Raw genomic sequence first — 24,915 nt, forward strand, 5'->3', positions numbered from 1 at the left:
GACCGCCCTGGTTTGCCGACCCGGGCATCGGGGACACCCCGGGACAACGACGAGTCGGCGAGGTGATGGACGTGCCCGGAGAGGATGAACGACGGCAGTCGGTGCGGCGGGCCGAAGACCGGGTGGGTCGTGGTGAGTACGCTCCGCGCGCCGTCGAGGAGGTCAGCCTGCCGGTCGACGAGGGGCGGGCGGCGCACGAGATCGACATCGAGGATCCGGCGAACCGGGCACCCGATCCGGACGTGCTCCGCGACGGCGGCCCGACCCGGAACCGGGGGGTGGCCACCACCACCGGTGGCCGGAAGGCCGGACCGGCGAGCGTCCGGCGGCGGCCCCGACCTCCGGGCGGCAACGTCGCGCCGACCACCACCGGGGACGCCACCACCGGCGGGATGAACACCCCGGCGTCCGGCTCGACCAGTGACGCCTCGGGCCAGGCGGCCCAGGTCGGCGACTTCACCGACAAGTAGTCCGGGTGGAACTGGCTCAGGCTAGTTCGCGCGTCTGACGTAGGTTCCGCGCTGCGGGACGACGTAAAGGACACCTTCGTCGACGAGGAGCGCGATCGCCCGGCGGACGGTTGCTCGGGCGATCCCGTATCGCTGGACGAGCTGTGCCTCGCTCGGGATCGCCCGGTCGGGCTTCCAGTCGCCGCGCTGGATCTGGGCAGCCAGGATCGCGGCCAGTTGCCGATACGGCGCGAGCGGCGCGCCGCTGTCGATCTCGTCGTCCGGGCCAACCTCCATGCATCGACGCTATGAGTCCTGGCACGATGCGCTTCGAGCTTCTACGTATCTAGACGTATGTAGACCAGTCGGCGTACTCTCCGAACACGGGTCGTGTCGCTCGTGGCACTGGGTGCGGGGGCGGCACGTCGGCCCCGGTCCGCCCGCGCCGGATCACCCCGCCCCCGGGCGCCGGTCGCGGGCGGACCACGGAAGCGACGAGAGGGTGGCGCCGATGTTCTCCGAGGGTGAGCTGACCCAACCCGTACCGGTCAACTCCGGTGCGGAGCCGATCCCCGGATGCGTCGAGCGCGCCGAGATGCGGTCCGTGCTCCTGCGTCACGTCATTGAAGGCGGACGCTGCCGATCCTGCGGCCACCCGCCGGACCACACCGGCTTCTGCTTCGCCGCCCGGGTGGCGTACGAGCGGCTGACGACCGACTGGCCACACTGAGCGGACCGGTCCGCAGCAGTGTGGCCAGCGGATCGGCCGTTATCGGCGCTCGTAGAAGGTGATGCTCACACCGCCGGGCGCGGAGCCCGGGTCGGAACTCAGCCAGGTGTTCGCGTTCAGGAAGGCGTAGGGGCCGGCCGCGCGGGCCTCGAAGGTCGGCACCAGCCGGCCGAACTGCCCGCAGTTGCGGACCAGGATCAGCTCCCGGTCGTTGGTCAGCAGGGTGTAGCGGGCGTCCAGCGTCGTGTTCGAGCCGATGAGCTGGTAGTCCGCGCCGCCGGAGAGGATCGATCCAGTCACCCGGCCGCTCGTCGTGCCGCCGGTGATCGGGATGATGTTGCGGGTGCCGCGCTTGCTGGCGCCGACGCTGAGGCTGGAGCCAAGCGTGACGGTCTCGGTGAACACGGTGGCGCCCCTCGTCCCGCTGCCCGTCGCGCAGTTCCAGAGCTGGTTGGGCTGACCGGCGGGATCGGTCAGCTGGATCCGCGGCTCGGCCGGGGAGACTCCGGATACGTCGTAGACGGTGAACTCGAGGGTGTTCGTCGCGGTGTTCACCACCCGGGTGCCGGCGAACGTGCCGCTGTTCAGCCAGGCGTACGAACTCGAGTTCGGCGCCTCGAAGTCGGGCACGATCCGGACCGTGGAGTTCCCGGCGGGCGCGACACCGCAGCTACGCAGGTAGATGAGGGTGCCGTCGCTGGTACGCAGGACGTTTATCTGTTCGAGTTCGACGGCCCCGTTGCCGAGTGTGAGTTCGAGGTCCAGTCCACCGCCGAGCAGGGTGCCGCTGACCCGCTCACCGGTGAACGTGCCGCCCCTGATGTCGAGAAGGCGCCGGTGGCCGTACTGGGTGACGCCCACGTCGTGCACGGCGCCGAGTTGGGCCGTGGCGCGCAGGACGAGCCGGCCGCGTGTCGGCGGCACGATGCCGGCGGCTGCGCCGCAGTTCCATGACGGGTCAGGCACGATCGTCGGCTCCGTACCGCCTGGTGGCGTGGTCGGGGTGGCGGACGGGGTGGGCGAGGTCGGCGCCGTGGGCGTGGCACTCGGGGTGCCGGGCGGCCCGGACGGCGTCCCGGATGGCGTTCCGGACGGGGTGAGGCTGCCGGTGCAGGGCGTGCCGTTGAGCGCGAAGTCGGTCGGCACCGGGTTGCTGGCGTTGTTCCACGAGCCGTTGAAGCCGAACGACGCGCCCGCGCCGGTGCCGAGCGTACCGTTCCAGCTCGCGTTGCCGACGGTGACCTGGGCACCGGCCTGGCGGACGGTGCCGTTCCAGAGCTGGCCGACCTGCTGTCCGGCCGTGAACGACCAGGTCAGTTGCCAACCGTTGATCGGGTCGCCGAGGTTGGTGACGGCAACGTTGGCGCCGAAGCCACCGTTCCACTGACTGGAGATCGTGTAGGTCGCCCGGCATCCGGTGGCGGCGTGCGCGGAGGTGGCGACGGCGATGCCACCACCGACGACGGCGGCGGCGGTCGTTGCGGCGAGCAGCGCCCGGCAGTGGACGATTCTCATCTGGTCCTCCCGGATCGACGGCTGGACGCCTGCGCGCGAGAGGCGCGATACGATCAGTGTCGCTACCGAACAAGACCGCGTCAATCGATGCACTTCAATAAGTAGATGGTGGTTTCTCGCCTTGTCCGCTGGTGGCGACGTTTCTCCGACCGAACGAACAAGGCGAGAAGTCGAGGTCAGCCGATCCGGAGTACGCCGAGCCGCCGGGTGGCCCGGGTCAGCGCGACGTACAGGTCGCTCTGCCCACGCGCGGACTCGGCAACGATCCGGTCCGGGTCGACCACCAGCACGGAATCGAACTCCAGCCCCTTCGCCTGCGCCACGGTCAGCAGCACCACCCGGCTGGTCAGCTCCGGATCGGCGCCGAGCGCCACCTCGGGCTCCGCCTCACCGACCGCCCGGCCCAACTCGTCGACCAGCCCGGCCGGCACGATCACCCCGACCCGACCCGCGCCGACCCCGGCCGCCTCGGACCGGACCGCCTCGACCAGCCGCCCGGCCAGCTCGCCGGCACCCACCGTCTCGTCCCAGGGCTGCTCGCCGGTGTCGCGTACCGCCCGGGGTGGAGTGAGCGTCGGGTCGATCTCCGCCAGCACCTTGGCGGCGACCGCGAGGATCTCCGACGGCGTACGGTAGCTGACCGTCAGCTCCTCCAGCCGCCAGCGGTTCCCGACGTACGGCTCGAGCACCGGCCACCAGGACGAGGCGCCGGCCAGTGCCCCGGTCTGGGCCACGTCGCCGACGAGCGTCATCGAGCGGCTCGGGCAGCGGCGCATCAGCACCCGCCAGGCCATCGGGGAGAGTTCCTGCGCCTCGTCCACGATCACGTGTCCGAAGGCCCAGCCCCGGTCCGCCGCGGCCCGCTCGGCGGTGGTCAACTGGTCCCCGTCGGCCTGCCGCTCGGCCAGCCGGTCGGCGGTCAGCACGTCGGTGACGTCAAGCATCCCGTCCTCTGCCTCGGGCTCGTCCTCGAAGTCGATCGACTTCGAGCTGGCGGCGATCTCCAGCACGCCCTCGGCGTACTCGATCTCGGCCCGGCGCTGCCGGGCGGCCCTGGCCCGGACCGCCCGGTCGTCCTCGCCGAGCAGCTCCGCCGCCTCGTCCAGCAGCGGTACGTCGGCCGGGCTCCAGCCGCCCCACGGCTCCCGGCGTAGCGCGGCCCGCTCCGCCTCGTCGAGCTGTGCCGCCGCCACCGCGAGCCGCTGCTCGGAGGCGAACAGCCCGGCCACCACCTGCTGCGGGGTGAGCACCGGCCAGAGCCAGTCCAGCACCGCCTGCACCTCCGGCTCGGCGCTCAGCTCGCGGCGGAACTCGGCCAGGTCCGCATCGTCGAGCAGGTTCTCCCCGCCCAGCGGGTCGGCGCCGATCCGCTCGGCGAGCTGGTCGGCGAGGGCGTGCACGATCTCGACCTCGAACAGCGGCCGGGCCAGGTTGTGCGGCCGGCCGGTGCGGCGGACCCGCTCCCGGGCGGCGGCGACGGTGGCCGGCTCCAGCACCAGGCTGTCCCGCTCGATGTCGATCCCGATCGGCTCGTCCGGCACCCGTTCCCGGTCCCGGATCGCGGCGGCCAGCACCTCGACCATGCCGAGCCGCCCCTTCAGCTCGGCGACCTCGGCCGGCTCGGCGCGGGTCGCGGTGATCCCGGGGAAGAGTTCGCCGACGGTGCGCAGCAGCACGCCGGTCTCGGCGAGCGTCGGCAGCACCTGCGAGATGTAACGCAGGAAGGTGGCGTTCGGGCCGACCAGCAGCACGCCCCGGGTGGAGAGGATCTGCCGGTGCGTGTAGAGCAGGTACGCCGCCCGGTGCAGCGCCACCGCCGTCTTGCCGGTGCCGGGGCCGCCCTGCACCACCAGCACCCCGTCGAGGTCGGCCCGGATGACCCGGTCCTGCTCGGCCTGGATGGTCCGGACGATGTCGGTCATCCGGCCGGTGCGGCTGGCGTTCACCGCCGCCAGCAGCGCCGCCTCGCCGGTCAGCCCGCCCCGGTCGTCGGCCTGCCCGGCGGCGGCCAGGTCCAGCACCTCGTCGTCGAGCCCGACCACCTCGCGGTCCCGGGTCCGGATGTGCCGGCGCCGGCGTACCCCGTCCGGGTCGGCGGCGGTGGCGAGATAGAACGGCCGGGCCGCCGGGGCACGCCAGTCCAGCAGCACCGGCTCGTACTCGCCGTCGCCGTCGAAGATGCCGATCCGGCCGACGTAGCGGCGGGTGCCGTCGTCGAGGTCGAGCCGGCCGAAACAGAGGCCCTGTTCCACTGCGCCGAGCCGGTCGATCTGGTCGGCGTACATCCGCACCGTGCCGTCGCGTTGCGAGCGCTCCTGCTGGGTGCCGCCGGTGTTTCGCAGTGCGCCGCGCATCCGGCGGGCGGCCTGGGTGCGCAGTTCGTCGAGGCGCCCGTAGAGCATGGAGACGTATTGCTGCTCGACGGCGATCCCGTCGGCTCCGTCGAGACGCTCGTCGGCCTCGTCGAGACGCCGGTCGGGCGAAACACCGGATGGCTTTGACAAAGCAGTCTCCCCATTGTTAGTATTGCGCAGAACGGCATTACGCCGTTCTTTTTTGTTTCCGAACTGAGAAACGATAGCGCGTTTTTCCGCCGGCATCCATCGGCCGCGCGACCCGGCCAGCGGGAGACCCGGCCGGCGAAAAACCTGGTGCAGCACAGCGTCGGGCGGGCGCCCCTGCCGGCACTGCACAGGGACGCCCGCTCCAGAGTCAGCTCACCTGGTGGTCTGGGCGACCTCGTAGAGCCGTTCCGGCTTCACCGCGCCGACCAACAGCCGGCCGTCGTCGGTGAGCAGGGCGGTGAACAGCTTGCCGCTGACCAGCCGGCCGTGGCCCCACTCGCCGCTGGCCTCCGGAAGTCCGCCCAGCAGCCCAGCCAACAGGTCGGCCCTCGGGTCGCCGGTCCGGGCGTTCTCGGCCGCGCCGAGCTGCGGAACCTTGGCGACCAGTACGCTCGTCCACCCGCTGCCGACCACCGTCGGCCGCTCGACCCCGTCCGGCAACGCCGGCCGACCCTGCGGCCGGACGCCCTCGGTCACCACCGCGCCCGGCGGCGGGTTGAAGACGAACTGGGCCGGGTCCGGGCGGGTGAAGTCGACCTGGGTGAACGCCACCTCGAAGGCCGGCTTGCTGCTGCCCTGGGGCACGACCTGGAACCGCAGCGGCACGTGTTCGACGGCGTCGATGGCGATCGTGACCTGGCCCACCAGCGAGGTGGCGTCCCGGGGTTCGAGCACCAGTTCGTAGGCGTCCCGGCCGGCGATCGAGGCGGACCGTCCGACGCTGACCCGGGTGGTCGGGTCGACCGCCGCCAACGCCTGCTCGGCGGCCTCCTGCGGAGTCACCGGCAGTTGGCCGGACCGGCCGGCCTCCGCAGATTCGCCCAGGGTGATGTGCTCGGCCTTGTTCGTCTGGCTGTCCCAGATCCAGACGTCCTTACCGTTGCGGATGAGATCCGTCTCGCCGAGCGTGCCGAGCAGCGCGACCCGGGCCTGGTCCGGACCGGCGTGCCAGACCCGCAGGGTGTGCGTGCCGGAGACCAGCGTGGCGAGTTCGGCGCTGCCCTGCGCGCCGAGGCCGGCCAGGCTGGGCAGCCCCAGGTCGGCGCGTTTGATCACCGTGCCGGAGAGGCCGTCCAGGCGGGCGGTCTGCAGGTCGACGAGGAGTTGTGCGGCACTGCGCTCGGGCAGGTTCGGCTCGGCCGCCGAGGCGAAGGTGCCCACCGCCGCACCTCCGCCGAGGACCGCCAGAGCCGCCCCGGTCGGGACCAGCCACCGGAGTGCGGGCCGCGTTTGGAAAACCGACATGTTCGTACCTCCTGGTCTCCATCGTGCGCCCCGGGCGCTGTGAAACCACTGAGAACCTGAGAACCGCTGTCGGCTCACTCGGCCGGGTGTGGCCGCCTCCGGGCCGGGATGGCACGCTTGTCCGGTGCGGTTGCTGGTGGTGGAGGACGAGGCCCGGCTGGCCTCGGCGTTGCAGCGCGGCCTTGCCGCCGAGGGGTTCGTGGTCGACGTGGCCGGCACCGGGCCGGAGGGACTCGACCTGGCCCGGCACGGCGGGTACGACGCCATGATCCTGGACGTGATGCTGCCCGGACTCTCTGGCTACCGGGTGGTGCGCCAGCTGCGGGCGGAGAAGCACTGGCTGCCGGTGCTGATGCTGTCGGCCAAGGACGGCGAGTACGACCAGGCCGACGGGCTGGACTGCGGCGCCGACGACTACCTGACCAAGCCCTTCTCCTACGTGGTGCTGCTGGCCAGGCTGCGCGCCCTGCTCCGCCGGGGTGCGCCGCGCCGGCCGGTGGTGCTGGTCGCCGGTGACCTGAGCCTCGATCCGGCCCGCCGCCGGGTCACCCGGGACGGCACCGAGGTGGAGCTGACCGCCCGGGAGTACGCGCTGCTGGAGTACCTGCTGCGCCGGGCGGGCGAGGTGGTCTCCAAGACGGAGTTGCTGGACCACGTCTGGGACGCGAGCCTGCGTACCGCGCCGAACGCCGTCGAGGTCTACGTCGGCTACCTGCGCCGCAAGATCGGCCGGGACCGGCTGGAGACGGTGCGGGGAGCCGGCTACCGGCTGGTGACATGAGCCGCCCCCGAGGCAAGACGCCACGCACCGGTGCGGGCCCGTGATCCGGCGCCGCCTCCGGGGGTGGACCGGCCTGCGACGGCCGTGGCGGACCCTGAGCCTGCGGGCCCGGCTCACCGTCATCAGCGCGACGGGACTCGCCGCGGGGCTCGCCGTCGGCGGGCTGGTCCTGCTCGGCGCGCTGGGCTACGCGCTCCAGCGCACCGTCGACACCGAAGCGCTGAAGACCGCCGAGGCGGTGGCCCGACTCGCCGGCCAGAACGCGCTGCCGGACCCGCTCCCGGTCGCCGGCAGCCAGGTACGCGTCCAGGTGCTCGACGGGCAGAGCCGGATCCGGGCCGCGTCGATCGACGCCGACCGGCTGGTCCCGATGCTCTACCCCGACGAGCTGCGGCGGTTCCAGTCCGGCGAGCGGGACAGGTTCTACCTGCCCGGCCGGCGGCTCGGCCTGGACGGCCCGGTCCGGGTGGTGGCGGTACCCGCCGGGCCGGCGAACGATCCGCAGACCGTACTGGTGGCCAAGTCCACGGCGGACGTGCGGCACAGCGTGACGGTGGTCCGCACCATTCTGCTGGTCAGCTTCCCGCTGCTCCTGGTGGCGCTGACCGCGGTCGCCTGGCGGGTGGTCGGCGCCACGCTCCGACCGGTCGAGACGCTGCGGGCCGGCGCCGAGGAGATCACCGGCGGGGCCCGGCCCGGCCGGCTGCCGCTGCCGGCCTCGCACGACGAGATCCACCGGCTGGCGGTGACCCTGAACGGGATGCTGGGCCGGCTGGAGTCGGCCAGGGCCCGGCAGCGCGCCTTCGTCGCCGACGCCGCGCACGAGCTGCGCAGTCCGCTGGCGAACCTGCGGACCCAGCTCGAGGTCGCCCAGCGGCTCGGACCGGCGACGGAATGGCCGGCGGTCGCCGACGACCTGCTCGCCGACATCCAGCGGCTCAGCCGGCTCGTCGACGACCTGCTGCTGCTCGCCCGGTTCGACGAGGCGGGCGCCGGGCCGCCCCGGGCCGCCGAACCGGTCGAGCTGGCACAGTTGCTGACCGAGGTCGCCGAGCGTTATCCGGCGGCGCCGCTGCGGGTACTGCCACCGGCGTCGCCGTGCTGGGTACTGGCCGAACCGGACGCGTTGACCCGGGTACTGGGCAACCTGCTGGACAACGCACTCCGGCACACCGGCAGCGAGGTGGTGCTGGCGGCGTCCGCCCGGCCCGCCGGGAGCGCCCCGGAGCCTCGGGAGGCGGACCCCGGTGGCGGTCGGGCCGCTGCCGTGTACCACCTGGTGACCGTCACCGACGACGGGCCGGGCATTCCGGCCGGCGACCGGGACCGGGTCTTCGACCGGTTCACCAGGCTGGACGACGCCCGGGCCCGGGACGCGGGCGGCGCCGGCCTCGGCCTGGCCATCGTCCGGGAACTGGTACGCCGCCAGGGCGGCACGGTGTCCCTCGGCGACGCCGGACCCGGACTGCGCGTCGAGGTACGCCTGCCGGCTGTCGAGGCGCAGGCCGACGATGCGGGCCCGCTCCTGGCCCGGGGGCAGGACGGAGGGCCGGACCACCCCGACGACCGGACAGCGGGCCGGCCGTCGGCCGGTGCTCAGCGTGCCGCAGGCGACCTGCCGGGCCGGGCCGTGCAGACCGGATCGGCCTCGCCGACCAGCCGCTCGGAATAGACGACCGCGACGGAGAAGCAGTAGTTCCCCGTCGTCTCCAGGCCGTAGACCACGTAGCCGGTGGAGCCGGCCGGCAGTTCCTGGAACGGCCGGAGTTCCTGACCGGCCCGCCCACCCGCCAGCACCACCGGACCGGTCGCGCCGCTCGGGTAGGTCCAGCCCAGTGTCACGCTGCTCTGGCTGTCGGCCAGGGTCACCGAACCGGGCGGCGTGCCGGGGGAGGCCGGGGGTGGCGTGCCCGGCGTCTCGGCCGGCGCACCTGTCGACGGCCCGGCATCCGGCGGTGCCGGCTCGTCGTCCCCGGTCTGCCGGAACCCGAACACCACGGCGGCCGTGCCGAGCAGCACCAGCACCACCAGCCCGGCGACGACCACCGTCGGCAGCCGGCGGGCGGCGGCTTCCGGCCGGTGGACCCGGACCGGCAGCCGGGACCCCCGCCGCGCCGGCAGGTGCCGCTGCTCGGCCGCTCCGCCGGAGCCGTCGAGATCGAGGCCGGGACCGCCCGCGAGATCCCGCTGCCCCGGGTCGGTGACCGGGACGGCACGGGGATCGCTCTCCAGCCGCCACGGCGGGGCCGCCGCCGGTCCGTGACGTCGGCCGGCCTCCACACCGTCCTCGTCGTCGGGCATCCGGCGTGCCACATCCGGCGGCCACCAGCCGTACTCCGGATCGTCGTCCGGCTCCCCGTTCGGCGCGGCACCGGCGGCGGAGCCCGGACCGGACCGGCCAAGCCCGTCGCGGGGCGGCGGGACAGCCGCGCCGGTCGGCGGGATCGCTGTTCCGGTCGGCGCCGGGGTGGCCCACCGGGACGGTGGTTCGACGAGTGGCGCCGGCGGCAGCCGGGGCGGCGGTACCGGGGGAACGCCGGTACCGGTCCCGCCGCTGGTGGGTCGAGGCGGTGGGGGCGGCGGGAAGCGCAGCAGCGGCACCTCGTCGCGCGGCGGCAGTTCGGCGTCGGGCGGATGCTCGGCACCGTACGGCCCGTCCGGGTACTGCGGTGCGGCGGGATGCTGGGGTGCGGCGGGATGCTGCGGTGCGGCGTGCTGCGGTTGGTGCGTCTGCCGTGGGTACCCGCCGTGCTCCGGCTGCGCGGCGTGCCGGGGTTCGGGACGCCAGGGCTCGGTGTACTGCGGGACACCGGTAGGGCCGGCCGGGCGGTGCGGGTCGTCCTCGGGCCCGGCCGCGTAGTCGGCGCACACGTGGTCCGGATCGGCCGCCGCCCGGGCGAGCGCCGCGACCTGGGCCGCCAGCGGATGCTCTGCCGGCAGGTGCTCCCGGCACAACTCCAGGGCCAGGGCCAGGTGCTCGTGTGCCGGGGTGAGCAGTCCACAGTCGCGCTGCCACGCGCCGAGCCGGGCGAGCATCCGGATCCCGCCGGGGTGCCCGTCGCCGTAGACCTCCCGGTGCAGTTCCCAGGCGTCCTCCAGCCGGTTGCGGGCCAACGTGCACGCGCCCTGGGCGTACTCGACGGTGGCCAGGTCGGCGTGCGCGGCGAGTACCCGCAGCGACTCCGGGCCGTCGGTCGCGGTGAGTTCGATGATCACGTCCCGGTACAGCCGGGCGGCACGGGCATGACTCCCGACCCGGTGCAGTACGGCGGCGAGGGTGGCCGCCGTCGCCACCGTGCGCGGGTCGGCGACCCCGTGCAGCCGGGTGGCCGCGGAGTAGGCGAACGCCGCCCAGCCGCGCGCCGCGTGCGGGTCGCCGAGCGCCACGAGTACCCGGGCCTGGAGGCCGGCCGCCTCGGCCAGCTCGGCGGAGGCGTGTGCCGGGCTCGGGTCGGCCGCGTCCAGCGGTGGACCGAGCAGGTTCCGGGCCCCGACCAGGTCACCGGCCGCCACGAGCGCGTTCGCCTGCTGGGTGAGTTGACCGAAGCCGGAAGCCACGCCCCATCGTGCTCGGGTGGCGACGTTCAGTACAAGAGGGCAGTTGGAGGCAGTTTCGTCGTCTTCTCGGGCACCCCGGCATCGGGGCAACGGCGGCCCCGACTCCGTCGCGGCTTGTCTGTCTGCCCGTCTGCCTGCCTGCCTGTCTGTCTGCTGGCTCATACCTCGCACGCGGACTGTCGAGCTGGCGCACGGGCGGGGCGCGACATTCCGGGCATCGTCTCGGACCTGTTGGGCGCGCAGGCGGGGCAGCTCGACAGTCTCCGTCCGGGGGAGTGTCCAGCTGGTCGTTGGTCGCTGGTCGTTGGTCGTCGCGGTCGTCGGCGTCGATCGTCGGCTCTAGGCGTCGCTCGTCGGTCGTCGGCGTCGCTCGTCGGCGTCGGTCGCTGGTCGCTGGTCGTCGGTCGCTGATGCCGGCGGACGATGCGGTGGGGTGGCGGTGCTGGCCGGGGTGGCGGTGCTGGCCGGTTGGCGGTGACCGGCGAGGTGACAGCGGCCGGTCGGGCAGGGTAGAACCGCAGCATGTCCACGGATCCGATCGGCGTCGTCAAGCGGGAACTGCTGGTACGCCAGCTCGACTCCTGGACGCCGACCGCGCTGCACCGGTCCCGCCGGGCCACCTTCGTCCAGGCGTACGCCGGGCAGGACGGCGGTGCGGCGGACGCCGCGCTGCGGGTCTTCGGTGAGTTCGCCGACCTGCTGCGCGGGCGGCGGACGACCGCGCTGACCCTCGGGCCGGACGACCCGGGTCTTGCCGCCCGCCACTCGGCGGTGCAGCCGGAGCTGCCGGCCGGGCTGACCGCGCACTTCGTGCCGGGCGGTGTCGACCGGCTGCCGGCGGCGCTGCGGGCGGCCACCGCGACCGGCGCTCCGCTCCTCGCCTGGGTGGACGCCACCGGCGGTCCGGGGCCGGCCGGCGAGGTTCTCGCGGCGGTGGCCGCTGGCCGTCCCGCGGAGCTGCTGCTGGTGCTCGACCCACAGGTCTGGTCCGGGACGGACCACCGGCACCGGCTGACCGAGGCCGGACTGCCGCTGGTGACCGAGGTGGAGCTGGTCGCCGAGGCCGGGACCGAGGTACTGGTTTTCGGCACCGCCGCCGGCAAGCGGCTGGACGCCTTCAAGAACGCGCTCTGGGCGGTCGACGAGTACGCCGGGGTGCGTTACCGGGACCCCGGCGATCCGGCGGGGCATCTGCTGGACATCTCGCTCGACCCGCATCCGGGCCCGCTGCGCAGGGAACTCCTCGCCCGTCTGGCGTCGGTCGGTGCCGCCTCCGTCACCGAGCTGCGGCAGTTCACCGCAGAGCGGACCGTCTACCGCGCGGCGGACGCCAACCGGGTGCTCAGCACGCTGCTCTCCGCCGGACTGGTGCGCCGGGAGCCGGAGTCGGGCCGGCTCGCCGGCGACGTGACAATCACCGCCGCAGCCCCGCCTTCGTCCTGAGCGGATCGCGCCGGAGACGCAGACCGCGCCGGACACGCAACAGGGACGCCGACGAACCCGTCGGCATCCCTGTCCGTCACCGCTTCCTCAGGACCGCGACTTGTCCTGCTTCCAGGACAGCGGGCCGGGCAGGTCGACCCGGTGTGCGCGGGCCCGGGAGTTCCAGGACCAGCGTCCGATCTTGATACTCCAGGAGGAGAAGCCGTTCTCGGTGAAGTTGAGAATCAACGGACCGTACTTCTTGCGCTTACGGAACATCAGACCCACGGCCATGCTCCCTTCCAGACAATGCTTGTTTCCGGGGTAGGCCGAAGATTCCCCGTACGGATGTTCGGCAAACGTCCACCGGTATCCGGAAGGGACGATCAGGTTGGTCGGTGACGGCCCGGCCGACCCTCGGCGGTCAGAACCACGTGGTCAGGCGGGGCCGGACAGGCCGGCCCGGAAGGCGCCGGGACTGTGCCCGACCTCGCGCTGGAAGAACCGGCCGAAGTTGGTCGGCTCCGGGAAGCCGAGCCGGCGGCCGATCTCGGCCACCGGCAGGTCGGTCGCGGCGAGCAGTCGCCGGGCTTCCAGCGCCACCCGCTCGTCGATCACCTGCTTCGCGCTGCGCCCGGTCGCGGCCAGGCAGGCCCGGGTCAGGGTACGCACCGAGCAGTCGAGTCGATCGGCGTACTCCTCGACCCGTCGGGTCTGCCGGTACGAGCGCTCGACCTCGTGCCGCAGCCGCCAGAAGGTGCCGGCCGACTCCGTACCGTCCGGAGCGCCGCCCCGCCCGGTGCCGCCGACCGGCGGGACGTTCTCCGGGGCCGGCTCCCGGGTGCTGGCCGGGTCGCGCGGCAGCAGCGCCAGCCGCAGCAGCAGTACGGCGAGCTGGTGCCGCAGCAGCTCGTCGGCGAGGCCGTCGCCGGAGTGCCGCTGGCAGTCCACCACCAATTGACTGACCTCGTTGATCACCGCGTCCTCGTCCTCGCCGGCCAGCTGCCAGTAACCGGCGGCGAACGGCGGGCCGGTGGGGAAGACGCCCAGCTCACGCATGGTCTCCGGGGTCCAGCAGACCAGCACCGCGTCGAGTCCGCTCTGCCCGCCGTGCCGGACGACCTGACCGGGCCGCACCCAGAGCAGCGACCCCGGCCGGCACGGGTAGGTCCGGAAGTCGACTTCCTGGGTGCCGTGTCCGACGGTGACCAGAATCAGCAGGTGTCGATCGACGAGCAGCGGTCCCCGGCTGGCCGGGTCGAGGAAGTAGTCGCGCAGGGTGAGGGTACGGATGCCGGCCCAGTCGGGTGGGGGCGGCACCTCGCCGGGCTCACCCGGATGCTGACCGAATCGGACCATCACCTGCGACGTTAGCCGCAGACGCCCCGACGCGCACCCCTCCGACCGGCCGCGGAACACCTCGCCACGCTTCGGGCGCCGGGGCAGGCATCGACGGACGACGTTGACCGGGTGGGCGGCTGATCGGTAGCCTGGCTCCCGGTCCGGGCCAAGACCACCGCGCGTGAGACAGCGACGGGCGTACGCGAGACACACCGAACCCGCCACCGTCCATCCCCGCCGGGGGAGGACACCAGCAGTTCCGGAGATCCCGCATGCGTCGTAGATCCCTCCTGTCCATCGTCACCGGCACGGCGCTCGCCGCCAGCGGTGCTGCCGTCGTCGTCGCCCCGCCCCCGGCCCTCGCCGAGCCCGGCCCGGCTCTCGAGGTCGACGTCACCGCCGACCGGCACCCGATCAGCCCGCACATCTACGGGATGAACTTCACCGACGAGGCCCTGGCCGAGGAGCTGGCCCTGCCGGTACGCCGCTGGGGCGGCAACGCCACCACCCGCTACCACTTCCGCCACGACACCACCAACCGCGCCTCGGACTGGTTCTTCGAGAACATCGCCGAGGAAAACGCCGATCCCGGGGCGCTGCCGGACGGCTCCTCGACCGACGGGTTCGTCGATCAGGACCGGCGCACCGGAACCGACACTGTGCTGACGGTGCCGCTGATCGGGTGGGCGCCGAAGGCCCGGGACGGCTCGTGCGGCTTCTCCGTCGCCAAGTACGGGCCGCAGGAGCGTACCGACGAGTGGCGGCCGGACTGCGGCAACGGCGTACGGCCGGACGGCACCCTGGTCACCGGCAACGACCCGCACGACACCAGTGTGGAGGTCGGCCCGGAGTACGTCCGGGACTGGCTGCGGCACCTGACCGGCAAGTACGGCACGGCTGCCGAGGGCGGGGTGAAGTTCTACAACCTGGACAACGAGCCGGACATCTGGCACTCCACGCACCGGGACGTGCACCCGGAGGGGGCGAGTTCGGCCGAGCTGCGCGACCAGGCGTACGCGATCGGCGCGGCGATCAAGGAGGTCGACCCGTCGGCGGCGACGCTCGGCCCGGTCGGCTGGGGTTGGACCTCGTGGGACCACTCCGGACTGGACCAGGAGGTGTGCGGGCGTACCGGGTGCTGGGCGAACCCGCCGGACCGGCCGAACCGGGACGGGCTGCCCTTCACCACCTGGTATCTCCAGCAGATGCGCGAGTACGAGGAGCAGCACGGGCAGCGGGTGCTCGACTACTTCGACATGCACTTCTATCCGCAGGCCGCCGGGGTGGCGTTCGGCAGCGGCACCGACCCGGCCACCAACGCGCTGCGGCTGCGCTCCACCCGGGCGCTCTGGGACCCGACCTACACCGACGAGAGCTGGATCAACACCCAGGTGCGGCTGGTGCCCCGGATGAAGGAGCTGGTGGCCGCGAACTATCCGGGGACGAAGACGGCGATCACCGAGTACAACTGGGGGGCGCTGGACCACGTCAACGGGGCGTTGACCCAGGCCGACGTACTCGGGATCTTCGGTCGGGAGGGGTTGGACCTGGCGACGCTCTGGGCGCCGCCGGGCGCGACCCAGCCGGGCGCGTACGCCTTCCGGATGTACCGCAACTACGACGGCGCCGGTGGCCGGTTCGGCGACGTCGGGGTCCGGGCGACCTCGGCGGACTCCGACCAGCTCTCGGTGTACGCGGCGGAGCGCCGCTCGGACGGCGCGCTCACCGTGATGGTGGTGAACAAGAGCGGGGTGGAGCGGACCAGTTCGCTGTCGCTGCGCGGCCGGACCGGGCAGACCGCGCAGGTGTACCGGTACGGGGCGACCGACCTCACCTCGATCGTCCGGGAGGCGGACCAGCGGATCCTGGTGCCGCCGCCGGTGGCCGGGGCGCCGAACGGGACGCTGTCGCACACCTTCCCGGCCGACTCGGTGACCCTCTTCGTGGTCGGTGCGCCGAGCGACCCGCCGCCGCTGGCCGCGTTGCACCGCAACCTGGACCGGTCGCCGACCGACGCCCAGATCCTTGCGGCGATCGACCTCGACAACCCCGGTCGGGTGCCGGTCGACCTGTCCCGGGTGACGGTGCGGTACTGGTTCACCCGGGACGGCGGCCGCGGCGCGGTGCAGGCGGCCTGCGTGCGGGCCACGCTCGACTGCGCGAACGTCACCCAGACGCTGACAACACTGCCGAGGCCCAGACGCGGGGCGGACAGTTATCTGGAGGTCGGCTTCGCCCGGGGTGCGGGGACAGTGGCGGCGGCCGGCAGGACGGGCCCGATCGAGTTGCGGTTGACCAAGGCGGACCGGTCCCGCTTCGTCGAGACCGACGACCACAGTTGGCGGCCGGCGAGACCGGACTACGCGGCCAACCCCCGGATCACGGTCTACCTGGACGGCGTACGCATCGCCGGTAGCGAGCCGTGACCGCCGGGATCGGCGGCTCCGTGCCGGGGTCGTGCCGGCGGAAGTTGTCCGGTCGGTACGATCCGGACTAACTTACCGAACAGTAAGCCAACTCGGGTCGGTCGGCACTCCGGTGCCGGCCGACCCACGGCCTCCAGAGGTGCGCATGCCAGATCTGTTCTCGGTGCGGGACAAGGCGGTACTGGTCACCGGCGGTACCCGGGGGATCGGCCTCATGATCGCCCGGGGATTCGTCGAGGCGGGCGCCCAGGTGATCATCTCGTCCCGGAAGGCGGAGGTGTGCGCCGAGGTCGCCGCGCAGCTCTCCGAACTCGGCCGCTGCGAGGCGGTCCCGGCGGACGTCTCCAGCGCGGCCGGGGCGGCCCGGCTCGCCGAGGAGGTCCTGGCCCGGGTGCCGACCCTGGACGTACTGGTCAACAACGCCGGTGCGACCTGGGGGGCGCCGCTGGAGGCGTATCCGGAGAGTGCCTTCGACAAGCTGTGGGCGGTGAACGTCAAGGCGGTCTTCCAGCTGACCACCGCCCTGCTGCCCGCGCTGCGCGCCTCGGCGAGTGCCGACGACCCGGCTCGGGTGATCAACATCGGGTCGATCGACGGCATCCGGGTCCCATGGATGGAGGTGTACGCCTACTCGGCCACCAAGGCGGCGGTGCACATGCTGACCCGGAGCCTGGCCCATCAGCTCGCCCCGGAGCACATCACGGTGAACGCGATCGCGCCCGGCCCGTTCGAGAGCAAGATGATGGCGTTCGCGCTGGACGACCCGGCGACCCGGGCGACGATCGAGCACCAGGTGCCGCTCGGCCGGATCGGCCGGCCCGACGACATGGCCGGAGCGGCGATCTACCTCGCGTCGCGCGCCGGGGCGTACCTCACTGGAGCGGTCATTCCGGTCGACGGGGGCATCACCACGCACGGCTGACATATCACTCTGCGTAACCGTATATCTCACTTAATCGGTCACCGCTGTCGGTAACCCGTAACCCCGTGATCCGCGTACAGACGCCGCGCGGACCTCGGCAGTGGTCCGCGCGGCGTGGTGGGTCCCGATCAGCCTGTGGTGCTCCCGGGAGCGGCGTGGTCTGGCGCTCCCGGGCCCCGGCCTGCCGGCCGGCGAGGCCGTCGTCGGCAGTGGTCAGCGGCCGGCCAGCAGCCGGTTGACCGCCGTGTCGACGTCGAGGTGGTCGCCCTCCCGGCCTCGGGGGACCACCACGTACGTCCGGCGCAGGAACCTGACCAGGACGCTACGTGGCACCTCGAACAGTGCGTTACCGTCCGGTGATGAGAGTGCGAGCGCGACGAAGTCGCCCCGGGGGGTGGCCCAGGGCCAGACCCGGACGTCGCCGATCCCGGCTGGCTCATCGAGGCCGGTGACGAGCAGTTCCCGCGCGAAGGACCAGCTGACCGCTTCGCCTCCGGCGGATTCCGCGTGGAACAGGACATGAACCGCGTACGGGTCGGCTGGGTCGTAGCGCAGGCTGGCGCGCACCGGCAGAGCCGTGGCATCAGGTGCAACGAGCCTTAACGACGTCTCGACCTCGACCGTGGTCGGTCGGATGACACTCATGGACGTTCTCCCCCCGGCACCGCTGCGGGACGTATGTGTCCCGCCTTTCCCATCCTCAGCTGCTACTCATGGTTACGCTCCGCCATACGCTGATATCACCCAGTAGTGGGAAGAGGCTTCCTAGCTCCCGATCGAAATCGAATCTTTATGTAGGATGTCCAGTTCTGCCCAGGTACTCGATCCCACCCGGTGCCGGATGGTTCAGCCGTCGACTCACTCCGGTAACGTCCAGTCGTCCTGTTGAGTGACGGGCGGAGCCACACTGGGGGTTGAAATGGCTACGAATCCATCCTCAATGGAGAAAGCTGCCCTGCCGGGTACGTGGCGGGCGAACGGGGCCGACGCCGGGGTCCGCTCCGGCGTCGCGGGGGCGGTCGAAGAGCGGAGGTACGACGTGCCGGGAAGCGAGCGCGTCCCACGGGGGGACCGGCCCGGACCTGCGACGGGAGCACCCACGGAGACGGGTGCCGAGGTGCCGCTGGAGCCGTTGGTGACGCAGACCCGGCGGCAACGGGTACGCCGGACCCTGGAGATCATCCGAGCGAATCCGACCGGCCGCATCGCGTTGAAGGTCTTCGTGGCGCTCGCCGGTGCGATCGTCGTCACACTCGGTCTCGCGTTGATTCCGCTGCCCGGTCCGGGCTGGCTGATCGTGATCGGCGGTCTGGGTATCTGGGCGGTGGAGTTCCACTGGGCCAGACGGCTGCTCAACTTCACCCGTCGGCACGTACAGAGCTGGGCACGTTGGGTACGCGAACAGTCCCTCTTGGCCAGGTTCGTCATCGGTTCGGTCGGGCTGGTGTTCGTCTCTGCGGTCGTCTGGCTGTCGGTACGGGCCAGCTTCGGCATCGACCTGATCGCCAGGTTCATGCACTACATCGCGACGCACTGACCCCGAAGTCGCGCGGACTCCGACCGATCAGGTACAGTCGTCCGCGCTGAGGGCGATTAGCTCAGCGGGAGAGCGCTTCGTTCACACCGAAGAGGTCACTGGTTCGATCCCAGTATCGCCCACCACCCGATGTGTCAGTTCACGGCTCGTTACCGAATTTTCGGTAACGAGCCGTTCTGGTTCTGCCCCTACGGTGGGGTACGTGTTGCTGCCCGCCGCGCTGGCCGTGGCGGGTCGACCGGCCGGGGACGCGACGGTGCGGGTCGGAAGCGGCGGGCTCGGCGTCCTGCCGAGCCCGCCGCTTCCGGTCGGCCTGTCTCAGCCGTGCTGGATCTCGCTCAGCAGCTTGCGGATCCGCACGCGGATGAACAGGGTGTTCGTCGGGTCGGTCAGGTTCAGCTGGTCAGGGGACCAGGTTGAACCGCTGGTTGGTCTGTCCGTGGCAGTCGTAGATCTGGATCTGCGCACCGTTGGCCGTGCTCCAGACGTCCAGGCACCGCCCGGACTGCACGCCGGTGATGGTGCCGTTGGAGTTGACGTTCCACTGCTGGTTGGTCTGGCTGTGGCAGCTGTAGATCTGCACCGCCGCGCCGTTGCCGGAGCCCGCCGCGTCCAGACACATGTCTCCGTACACCCGTAGTTGTTTGTCCGAGGTGTACGTCCAGGACTGCTGGACCTGCCGGTTGCAGTCGTAGAGCCGCACCCGGGTGCCGTTGGTACGCGAGGGTACGTCGACGCACCGGCCCGACTGCGCGCCGACGATCTGGGCGGCGGAGCCCGGCGGCAGGGTGGGCGTGGCGGTGGGGGTGACCGGCGGCGTGGTCGGGTTTCCCGGGGGCGTGGTCGGGTTTCCCGGTGGGGTGGTCGGTGCGGCGCGGTCGAGGCCGAAGAACTGGATCGCGACCCGGGCCATGCCGCTGGACGGGAGGCTGTGCCCGGCGCCCTGGATGGCGTATGCCTCGACCTGGGTGCCGAAGCGGCGGCGGTTCCAGTTGGCCTGCGGGGTGTCGGTGGACGTCGGGGTCTGGCTCAGTCCGTGCACGTTGGTCCACTGCTCGATGGATTCCTGGAGTAGCGAGTAGGGGACGAGGGTGTCGTTGGTGCCGTGCCACAGCTGGATCGGCGGGCGGGTGCCGGTGAAGCTGGGGTGGGCGGCGCGGACGAGGTTGCCCCATTCCTGGGGGGTGCGGTTCATGGTGCCGTTGGTGCAGGGGCCGCCGGGTGGGTAGGCGGCTGCGTTGGCGAAGCAGCCGAAGGGTACGCCCATGAAGGATGCGCCGGCTTTGAACAGGTCGGGGTAGACGGCGAGCATGTGCTGGGTCATCATGCCGCCGGAGGAGCTGCCGGTGGCGTAGACCCGGTTGATGTCGCCGCCGTGTTGGGTGCGGGCGTAGTTGACCATGGATTCGATGGAGACGGGGTCGCTGCCGCCGCCGCGCCGTTTGGATGCGTCCGACCAGGTGTCGAAGCATCTGCCGAAGCCGGCTTCCTGCATGGCGGAGGGGTAGATGACGATGAAGCCGTACTGGTTGGACAGTGAGGCGAATTCGCTGCCTGAGTAGAAGCCTGGTCCGGAGCCGCCGCAGCCGTGCATGGCGACGACGATCGGTGGGTTGGCCGGGTGGTTGTCGGGGACGTAGATGTGCATTCGCATGCCGCCGGGGTTGTTGCCGAAGTTGGTCACCTCGACCAGCGACGCGGCGGACGCCGGCGGGGACAGGGCAACGCCCCCGACCGCGAGGAGCACGGCGCTGGCGGACGCTACCAGCGCCGCCCTGGTTCGTGACATGGCACCTCCATCGATATTCGTATATCTAGAGACCTTAGGCATGTCAGTGACGACCGTCAAGTAAGTGTCTAACGTGTTCTGACGCCTGAGTGGATCCCGCCCGAGAAGTCGGCCGGGTCACGGGCCGGTGCAGGAGGGTGACCCGGATGACCGGACACTGCCGCCGAGGAAGCCGAAGGCGGTCGCCCCCGACGCCGCCCGTGACCCGTCGTACCAGGCGTTACGCGCCCGACACGGTGGAACCGCCGGGCTCGCACCAGTCACAGACGGGACTCGCCGACGTGCGGTTCCCGCCGACGCGGCGCAGGTGCGGCGACACGGGCGCTGCCGAGTACCCCGCACGGAAGGCTGGCCACGGTTGATCGACGAGTACGAGCGGGCCGTTTGCGCGAAACCGAGTTCTCGAACGGTACGGTGCACCGGGCGCGACCTCGGATTCTTCGGCGCGGAACGACTCCAATAATTGTTTGTTACATCATTGGATAGCAATAGCCGTTGATGGATGCATCCCGGGTCGTCGGCTAGCATATCCTCGTGACTGTCGCTCCTTCTTCCATTCCGGGCGTGCGTCGTCGTCATGTTCCCAGTTGAGCTGCCGACCGTCTGGGCCGGCCGGGAGAAGGAGCTGGCGGCACTGCACACGGCCGTCGAGGCCACCCGTCAGGGCCGGGGATCGGTGCTCTGGGTGGAAGGCGAGGCCGGCATCGGCAAGTCCTCCCTGGTGGCCGCCGGCCTCACCAGAGGCGGGTTTCGGCGCCGCGAGCTGTTGTGGGGCACCGCGGACCAGTTGTCCCACCGTTTTCCGCTGCGGGTGATGCTGGACTGCCTCCAGGTGCGGCCGCGCTCACCGGATCCCCGCCGGGCGCGGATAGCCGAATTCCTCCAGGACCGCCGACCGGGGCTGTTCGCCGCGGACGACGTCGCCTACACCGCCACCGAGATGCTCGTGGCGCTCGTCGACGAACTCTCCACCGACACGCCCACCGTGCTGGTTCTCGACGATCTGCAATGGGCGGACGAAGCGTCGTTGATGCTGTGGCACCGGCTCGCCCTGGCCGCCGAGGAACTTCCGCTCCTGCTGGTCAGCGCCACCCGTCCGGTACCGGCCCGGCAGGACGTGCAGACGCTGCGGGCGGCGACGCTGCGCCGTGGCGGCACCCTGCTCCCGCTCGGCGCGCTCGGCGCCGACGACGTCCGGGCCCTGGTCACCGGAATGCTCGGGATGCCACCGGGACCCGCGCTCAACCGTCTGCTCGGGCGGGCCATGGGCAACCCGTTGTACCTGCGTGAACTGCTCGACGCCCTGGCGCGCGAGCAGACGGCCGGCACCGCGGTGGCCGAGGGCGAACTCTCCGACGACGCGTTCGAGCGGGTTCCGGCCTCCTTCACCGCCGCGCTGAGCGACCGGCTCAGCGTGGTCTCGGTGGCGACCGCCCAGATGCTGCGCACCGCCTCCCTGCTCGGCGGCGAGTTCGCGGTCACCGATCTCGCCGCACTGCTGCGGCGCACGGCCTCGGACCTGGCCGAGGGCTTGCAGGACGCGGTCGCGGCCGGCATCGTCGTCGGCGTCGGCGACCAACTCGCCTTCCGGCATCCGCTGATCCGACAGGCCCTCTACGACAGCGTGCCGGCCGCACTGCGGGCGGCGCTGCACTGCGAGGCGGCGAAGGCGCTGGCGACGGCCGGTGCCGAACCGCTGCGGGTGGCCCAGCAACTGCTGGCGGCCGGCCGCCCGGGTGACGAGTGGACACGTAGCTGGGTGGTGGAGGCGGCACCGGCACTGTCCGCCCACGCCCCGGACATCGCGATGGAACTCCTCCAGCGGGAGCTGGAGGCGAGTCAACTCGACCGGACCGACCGGGCCGCGCTGACCGTCGAACTCGCCCGGGTACTGCTCGGTGCCGGCCGCCATCCGGAGGCCGCCGAACGGGCCCGGCAGGCGCTCGCCGTGGCGACCCGGCCCGAGCACCGGGTCGAGATGTCCTCGATCCTGGCCCGCACACTGTTCCACCAGGGTCGCAACGAGGAGGCCGTGGACGTGGTCCGGAGTGCGCTCGGCCGCCCGGACGTACCGGCGGTCTGGCGGGCCCGCCTGTTGGCCTCGCTGTCGATGTTCGAGCGGGCCAGTACCGGCGACCTGGACACCGCCGACGGCACCGCGCGTCAGGCGCTGCGGGTGGGAGAGGACGCCGGGGACGCGTTCGCCACCGCCTACGCGTTGACCGACCTGTGGCTGACGCACTCGATCCGGCGGGACCACGACGCCGCGCTCGGCTACGTCGACCGGGCACTGATGGTGCTGGGTGACGCACCCGAACACACCGACCTGCGGACCTTCGCCTTCGACGGCCGGATCTTCAGCCTGCAGAACCTCGATCGCTGGCCGGAGGCGGAGGCGACCCTGCGCCGAGCCCGCGACCTGGGTCAGCGGGCCGCCGGATCCGGCCAGGGCGTCTCGGCGCTCACCGCGGCCGTGTTGTTGTACTGGCTCGGTCGGTGGGACGACGCCCTGGCCGAACTCGACACCGTCGACCGCGACACCGCCGGTATCACCTACTCCGGGCTGCGTGAGCGGGGACCGGCGTTGCTCCGGCACGGTGTCGCCGCGTTCATCGCCGGACACCGGGGTGAGAACGGCACGGCGGCCGAACACCTCCGGGCGGGTCTCGCGCTTCCCGTCCGGACCGTCGCCGACCGGGAGAACCGGGACTTCCTGCTCGCCGCCCGCGCGCTCGCGGCCGAGCAGGAGGGGGAGCCGGCGCGGGCGCTGTCGCTGCTGGCGGCGCTCCTGGAACGCGCACCCGGCGAGATGACCCTGCTGCACCAGTGGATGCCCGAGCTGGTCCGACTCGCGGCGGCGGTCGACGACCGGGCGGCGGCGCGGGCGGCGTTGCTGGCCTGCCGGGCCGAGGCCGAGGCGGAGTCCCGGCCGGGTCGGGCCGCCGCGGCGGTGCGCCGGTGTCAGGGCCTGCTCGACGCGGATCCGGCGCCGCTGCACGAGGCGGTCGCGTACTACCGGTCGGTCGGTTCACCTGTCGAGTTGACCGGGACGCTGGAGGACCTGGCCGCGGTGCTCGCCGTGGGCGGCCGGCAGGCCGAGGCGAGGACGCTGCTGGGCGAGGTGATCGACCGGTACGACGCGCTCGGGGCGCTCTGGGACATCCGTCGGGCCGAGGGCCGGCTCCGCCGCGCCGGCGTGCGTCGGGGTGTCCGCGGTCCCCGGCCGGCGCGTGCACAGATCGGCTGGGAGGCGCTCACCCCGACCGAGACCCGGGTGGCCGTCCTGGTCGCCGAGGGACGGTCCACACCGGACATCGCCCGGGAGATGTATCTCTCCCGACGCACCGTGCAGACCCACATCTCGCACGTCCTCGGCAAGCTCGGCGTACGGAGCCGGGTGGAGATCGCCCGGGAGGCGTTGCGCCGGGAGACCGTCGCCGACGGTGGAGTCTGACGCCCGGACACCACCGCCCGGTCGGGGCGACGGCGGATGGCTCCTCCGCCGGGGACATCCGTCATCTGACGTGGAGTAGCCGGCGCCGGACCGGACGGTTTCGCCGGGGTGCCGGGCTCGGGCGACACCGCCGGCACGTCCGTCGGTCAGGTTGCCGACCCGGGCCGGCGGCCAGCCCGAGGTGCGGGCTGGACATGACGGGCAGCGGCCGGGGCGGGGATCCGGCCACCGCCGAGGCCGGACCGGTGCACGTCAACTAACCGATGTCCACGGCGGCCCGCTGGCCCAGGCTGGGTCTACGCGAGGGCGACCGACGCCAGGAGGAGGAGTTCCGAGATGGGATATTCGACTCAGCAGACGTTCCGGAGTCGGGCGGCCGAGCAGCCGGCGCCGGAGACCGGACCGCCGTCGGCGTACGCCGGTCCGCCGCTCGTGGTGCGCTGCCTCGGCGGGTTCGAGTTGAGGATCCCGGGCCGGCAGTTGGACTGGACGACGGTCCGGCCGAGGGTCCGGGCCCTGCTCCGCTTCCTGGCCGCACACGGAGGACGGCCGGTGCACCGTGAGATCATCCTGGCGGCGCTCTGGCCGGAACTACCGGTCGGGTCCGGCATTCGCAACCTGCACGTGGGCGTCTCCACGCTCCGGGCGTTCCTCGAACCAGGCGTGCGGCGCGGACAGTCCACGCTCGTCCGGCGTGACGGCGAGTCCTACCGGCTGGCGCTGCCACGTGCCGCGCTCTGCGACGTGCGCTCGTTCGAGGAGGCGATCGCGGCCTGGCGCCGGACCGTCGGTACGGGACAGCGTCGCGTCGAGGCGGCCGCCCTGCGGGAGGCCCTCGCCCAGTACGCGGGCGACCTGCTGCCGGAGGACGGGCCGGTGGAGTGGGTCGTGGCCGAACGCGACCGCTACCGCACGTTGGCGGCGGAGTCGGCGGCGACGCTCGCCGCGCTCGAACTGGAGGCGGGGCACCTGGCCGGGGCGGTCGCGGCGGCGCGGCGCGGACTGGAGATCGACGGCTTCCGTGACGACGCCTGGCGGGTACTGGTCGAGGCGCACCAGCGTTCCGGCGACGCGGCGGCGGCCGCGCGGACCCGCAGCGCGTACGGCCGGGTGTTGCGGACGCTCGGCGTGCCCGGACCGGCCTGGGCCGCGTGAGAGCGGCCGCAACCGGCCTGGGCCGCG

The 24,915-nt window shown here is 72.4% G+C and carries 19 protein-coding genes and 1 tRNA gene; 11 read left to right on the forward strand and 9 right to left on the reverse strand.

Annotation, left to right across the window (positions count from 1 at the left end; genetic code table 11):
• The first annotated feature begins 71 nt into the window (after positions 1-71).
• Positions 72-470 (forward strand): hypothetical protein, encoded by a 399-nt coding sequence (locus O7626_RS09975; RefSeq protein ID WP_278060876.1) that lies wholly within the window; start codon positions 72-74, stop codon positions 468-470.
• Positions 471-491: 21 nt separating this feature from the next.
• Here the strand turns inward: O7626_RS09975 and O7626_RS09980 are convergent, their stop codons facing one another.
• Positions 492-746 carry a GntR family transcriptional regulator gene (locus tag O7626_RS09980; RefSeq protein WP_278060877.1) on the reverse strand — a complete coding sequence of 85 codons (255 nt, stop codon included), beginning with the start codon at positions 744-746 and terminating at the stop codon, positions 492-494.
• A 214-nt stretch (positions 747-960) separates the two neighbouring features.
• On the opposite strand from O7626_RS09980, the gene O7626_RS09985 reads away from it, so the two are divergent.
• A complete protein-coding gene (locus tag O7626_RS09985) occupies positions 961-1,179 on the forward strand; it encodes a hypothetical protein (protein ID WP_278060878.1) in 219 nt (72 codons plus the stop codon).
• A gap of 39 nt (positions 1,180-1,218) precedes the next feature.
• Here the strand turns inward: O7626_RS09985 and O7626_RS09990 are convergent, their stop codons facing one another.
• From O7626_RS09990 to O7626_RS10000, 3 genes are all read right to left on the reverse strand, one after another.
• The gene (locus O7626_RS09990) at positions 1,219-2,694 is read right to left on the reverse strand and encodes a DUF3237 family protein (RefSeq protein WP_278060879.1); all 1,476 of its coding nucleotides are present in this window, start codon (positions 2,692-2,694) and stop codon (positions 1,219-1,221) included.
• Between the two features lie 176 nt (positions 2,695-2,870).
• On the reverse strand, positions 2,871-5,096 hold the full coding sequence (locus tag O7626_RS09995) for an ATP-binding domain-containing protein (RefSeq protein WP_278066112.1): 2,226 nt from the start codon (positions 5,094-5,096) through the stop codon (positions 2,871-2,873).
• A gap of 315 nt (positions 5,097-5,411) precedes the next feature.
• The gene (locus O7626_RS10000; RefSeq protein ID WP_278060880.1) at positions 5,412-6,503 is read right to left on the reverse strand and encodes a hypothetical protein; all 1,092 of its coding nucleotides are present in this window, start codon (positions 6,501-6,503) and stop codon (positions 5,412-5,414) included.
• Between the two features lie 124 nt (positions 6,504-6,627).
• On the opposite strand from O7626_RS10000, the gene O7626_RS10005 reads away from it, so the two are divergent.
• Both O7626_RS10005 and O7626_RS10010 read left to right on the forward strand, forming a co-directional pair.
• Complete coding sequence (locus O7626_RS10005; RefSeq protein WP_278060881.1) at positions 6,628-7,284, forward strand: response regulator transcription factor; 657 nt, start codon at positions 6,628-6,630, stop codon at positions 7,282-7,284.
• Between the two features lie 73 nt (positions 7,285-7,357).
• Positions 7,358-8,956 carry an ATP-binding protein gene (locus tag O7626_RS10010; protein WP_278066113.1) on the forward strand — a complete coding sequence of 533 codons (1,599 nt, stop codon included), beginning with the start codon at positions 7,358-7,360 and terminating at the stop codon, positions 8,954-8,956.
• Here the strand turns inward: O7626_RS10010 and O7626_RS10015 are convergent.
• Positions 8,881-10,842: a tetratricopeptide repeat protein gene (locus O7626_RS10015; protein WP_278060882.1), complete on the reverse strand. Its 1,962-nt coding sequence runs from the start codon at positions 10,840-10,842 to the stop codon at positions 8,881-8,883. The genes O7626_RS10010 and O7626_RS10015 overlap by 76 nt on opposite strands.
• A gap of 522 nt (positions 10,843-11,364) precedes the next feature.
• Between O7626_RS10015 and O7626_RS10020 the strand changes: the two genes are divergently transcribed.
• Positions 11,365-12,285, forward strand: coding sequence for a hypothetical protein (locus O7626_RS10020; RefSeq protein WP_278060883.1), 921 nt, complete (start codon positions 11,365-11,367; stop codon positions 12,283-12,285).
• Between the two features lie 87 nt (positions 12,286-12,372).
• Here the strand turns inward: O7626_RS10020 and O7626_RS10025 are convergent, their stop codons facing one another.
• Both O7626_RS10025 and O7626_RS10030 read right to left on the reverse strand, forming a co-directional pair.
• A complete protein-coding gene (locus O7626_RS10025) occupies positions 12,373-12,552 on the reverse strand; it encodes a DUF4236 domain-containing protein (RefSeq protein WP_278066114.1) in 180 nt (59 codons plus the stop codon).
• Positions 12,553-12,702: 150 nt separating this feature from the next.
• Positions 12,703-13,623, reverse strand: coding sequence for an AraC family transcriptional regulator (locus O7626_RS10030; RefSeq protein WP_278060884.1), 921 nt, complete (start codon positions 13,621-13,623; stop codon positions 12,703-12,705).
• A gap of 254 nt (positions 13,624-13,877) precedes the next feature.
• Between O7626_RS10030 and O7626_RS10035 the strand changes: the two genes are divergently transcribed.
• Complete coding sequence (locus tag O7626_RS10035) at positions 13,878-16,031, forward strand: glycoside hydrolase family 44 protein (protein WP_278060885.1); 2,154 nt, start codon at positions 13,878-13,880, stop codon at positions 16,029-16,031.
• A 145-nt stretch (positions 16,032-16,176) separates the two neighbouring features.
• Positions 16,177-16,953 (forward strand): glucose 1-dehydrogenase, encoded by a 777-nt coding sequence (locus tag O7626_RS10040; RefSeq protein ID WP_278060886.1) that lies wholly within the window; start codon positions 16,177-16,179, stop codon positions 16,951-16,953.
• A gap of 213 nt (positions 16,954-17,166) precedes the next feature.
• On the opposite strand, the gene O7626_RS10045 is transcribed toward O7626_RS10040, so the two are convergent.
• Positions 17,167-17,598 (reverse strand): SsgA family sporulation/cell division regulator, encoded by a 432-nt coding sequence (locus O7626_RS10045; RefSeq protein WP_101365276.1) that lies wholly within the window; start codon positions 17,596-17,598, stop codon positions 17,167-17,169.
• 472 nt (positions 17,599-18,070) lie between these two features.
• On the opposite strand from O7626_RS10045, the gene O7626_RS10050 reads away from it, so the two are divergent.
• Both O7626_RS10050 and O7626_RS10055 read left to right on the forward strand, forming a co-directional pair.
• Positions 18,071-18,490: a TIGR02611 family protein gene (locus tag O7626_RS10050; protein ID WP_278060887.1), complete on the forward strand. Its 420-nt coding sequence runs from the start codon at positions 18,071-18,073 to the stop codon at positions 18,488-18,490.
• Positions 18,491-18,540: 50 nt separating this feature from the next.
• Positions 18,541-18,615, forward strand: a tRNA-Val gene (locus O7626_RS10055).
• Between the two features lie 278 nt (positions 18,616-18,893).
• On the opposite strand, the gene O7626_RS10060 is transcribed toward O7626_RS10055, so the two are convergent.
• The gene (locus O7626_RS10060; RefSeq protein WP_278060888.1) at positions 18,894-20,279 is read right to left on the reverse strand and encodes a PHB depolymerase family esterase; all 1,386 of its coding nucleotides are present in this window, start codon (positions 20,277-20,279) and stop codon (positions 18,894-18,896) included.
• Positions 20,280-20,856: 577 nt separating this feature from the next.
• On the opposite strand from O7626_RS10060, the gene O7626_RS10065 reads away from it, so the two are divergent.
• Complete coding sequence (locus tag O7626_RS10065) at positions 20,857-23,733, forward strand: AAA family ATPase (protein WP_278060889.1); 2,877 nt, start codon at positions 20,857-20,859, stop codon at positions 23,731-23,733.
• Positions 23,734-24,069: 336 nt separating this feature from the next.
• Complete coding sequence (locus tag O7626_RS10070) at positions 24,070-24,888, forward strand: BTAD domain-containing putative transcriptional regulator (protein WP_278060890.1); 819 nt, start codon at positions 24,070-24,072, stop codon at positions 24,886-24,888.
• Positions 24,889-24,915 lie beyond the last annotated feature (27 nt).

The organism is Micromonospora sp. WMMD1102, assembly GCF_029626265.1.
GTDB lineage: Bacteria > Actinomycetota > Actinomycetes > Mycobacteriales > Micromonosporaceae > Plantactinospora.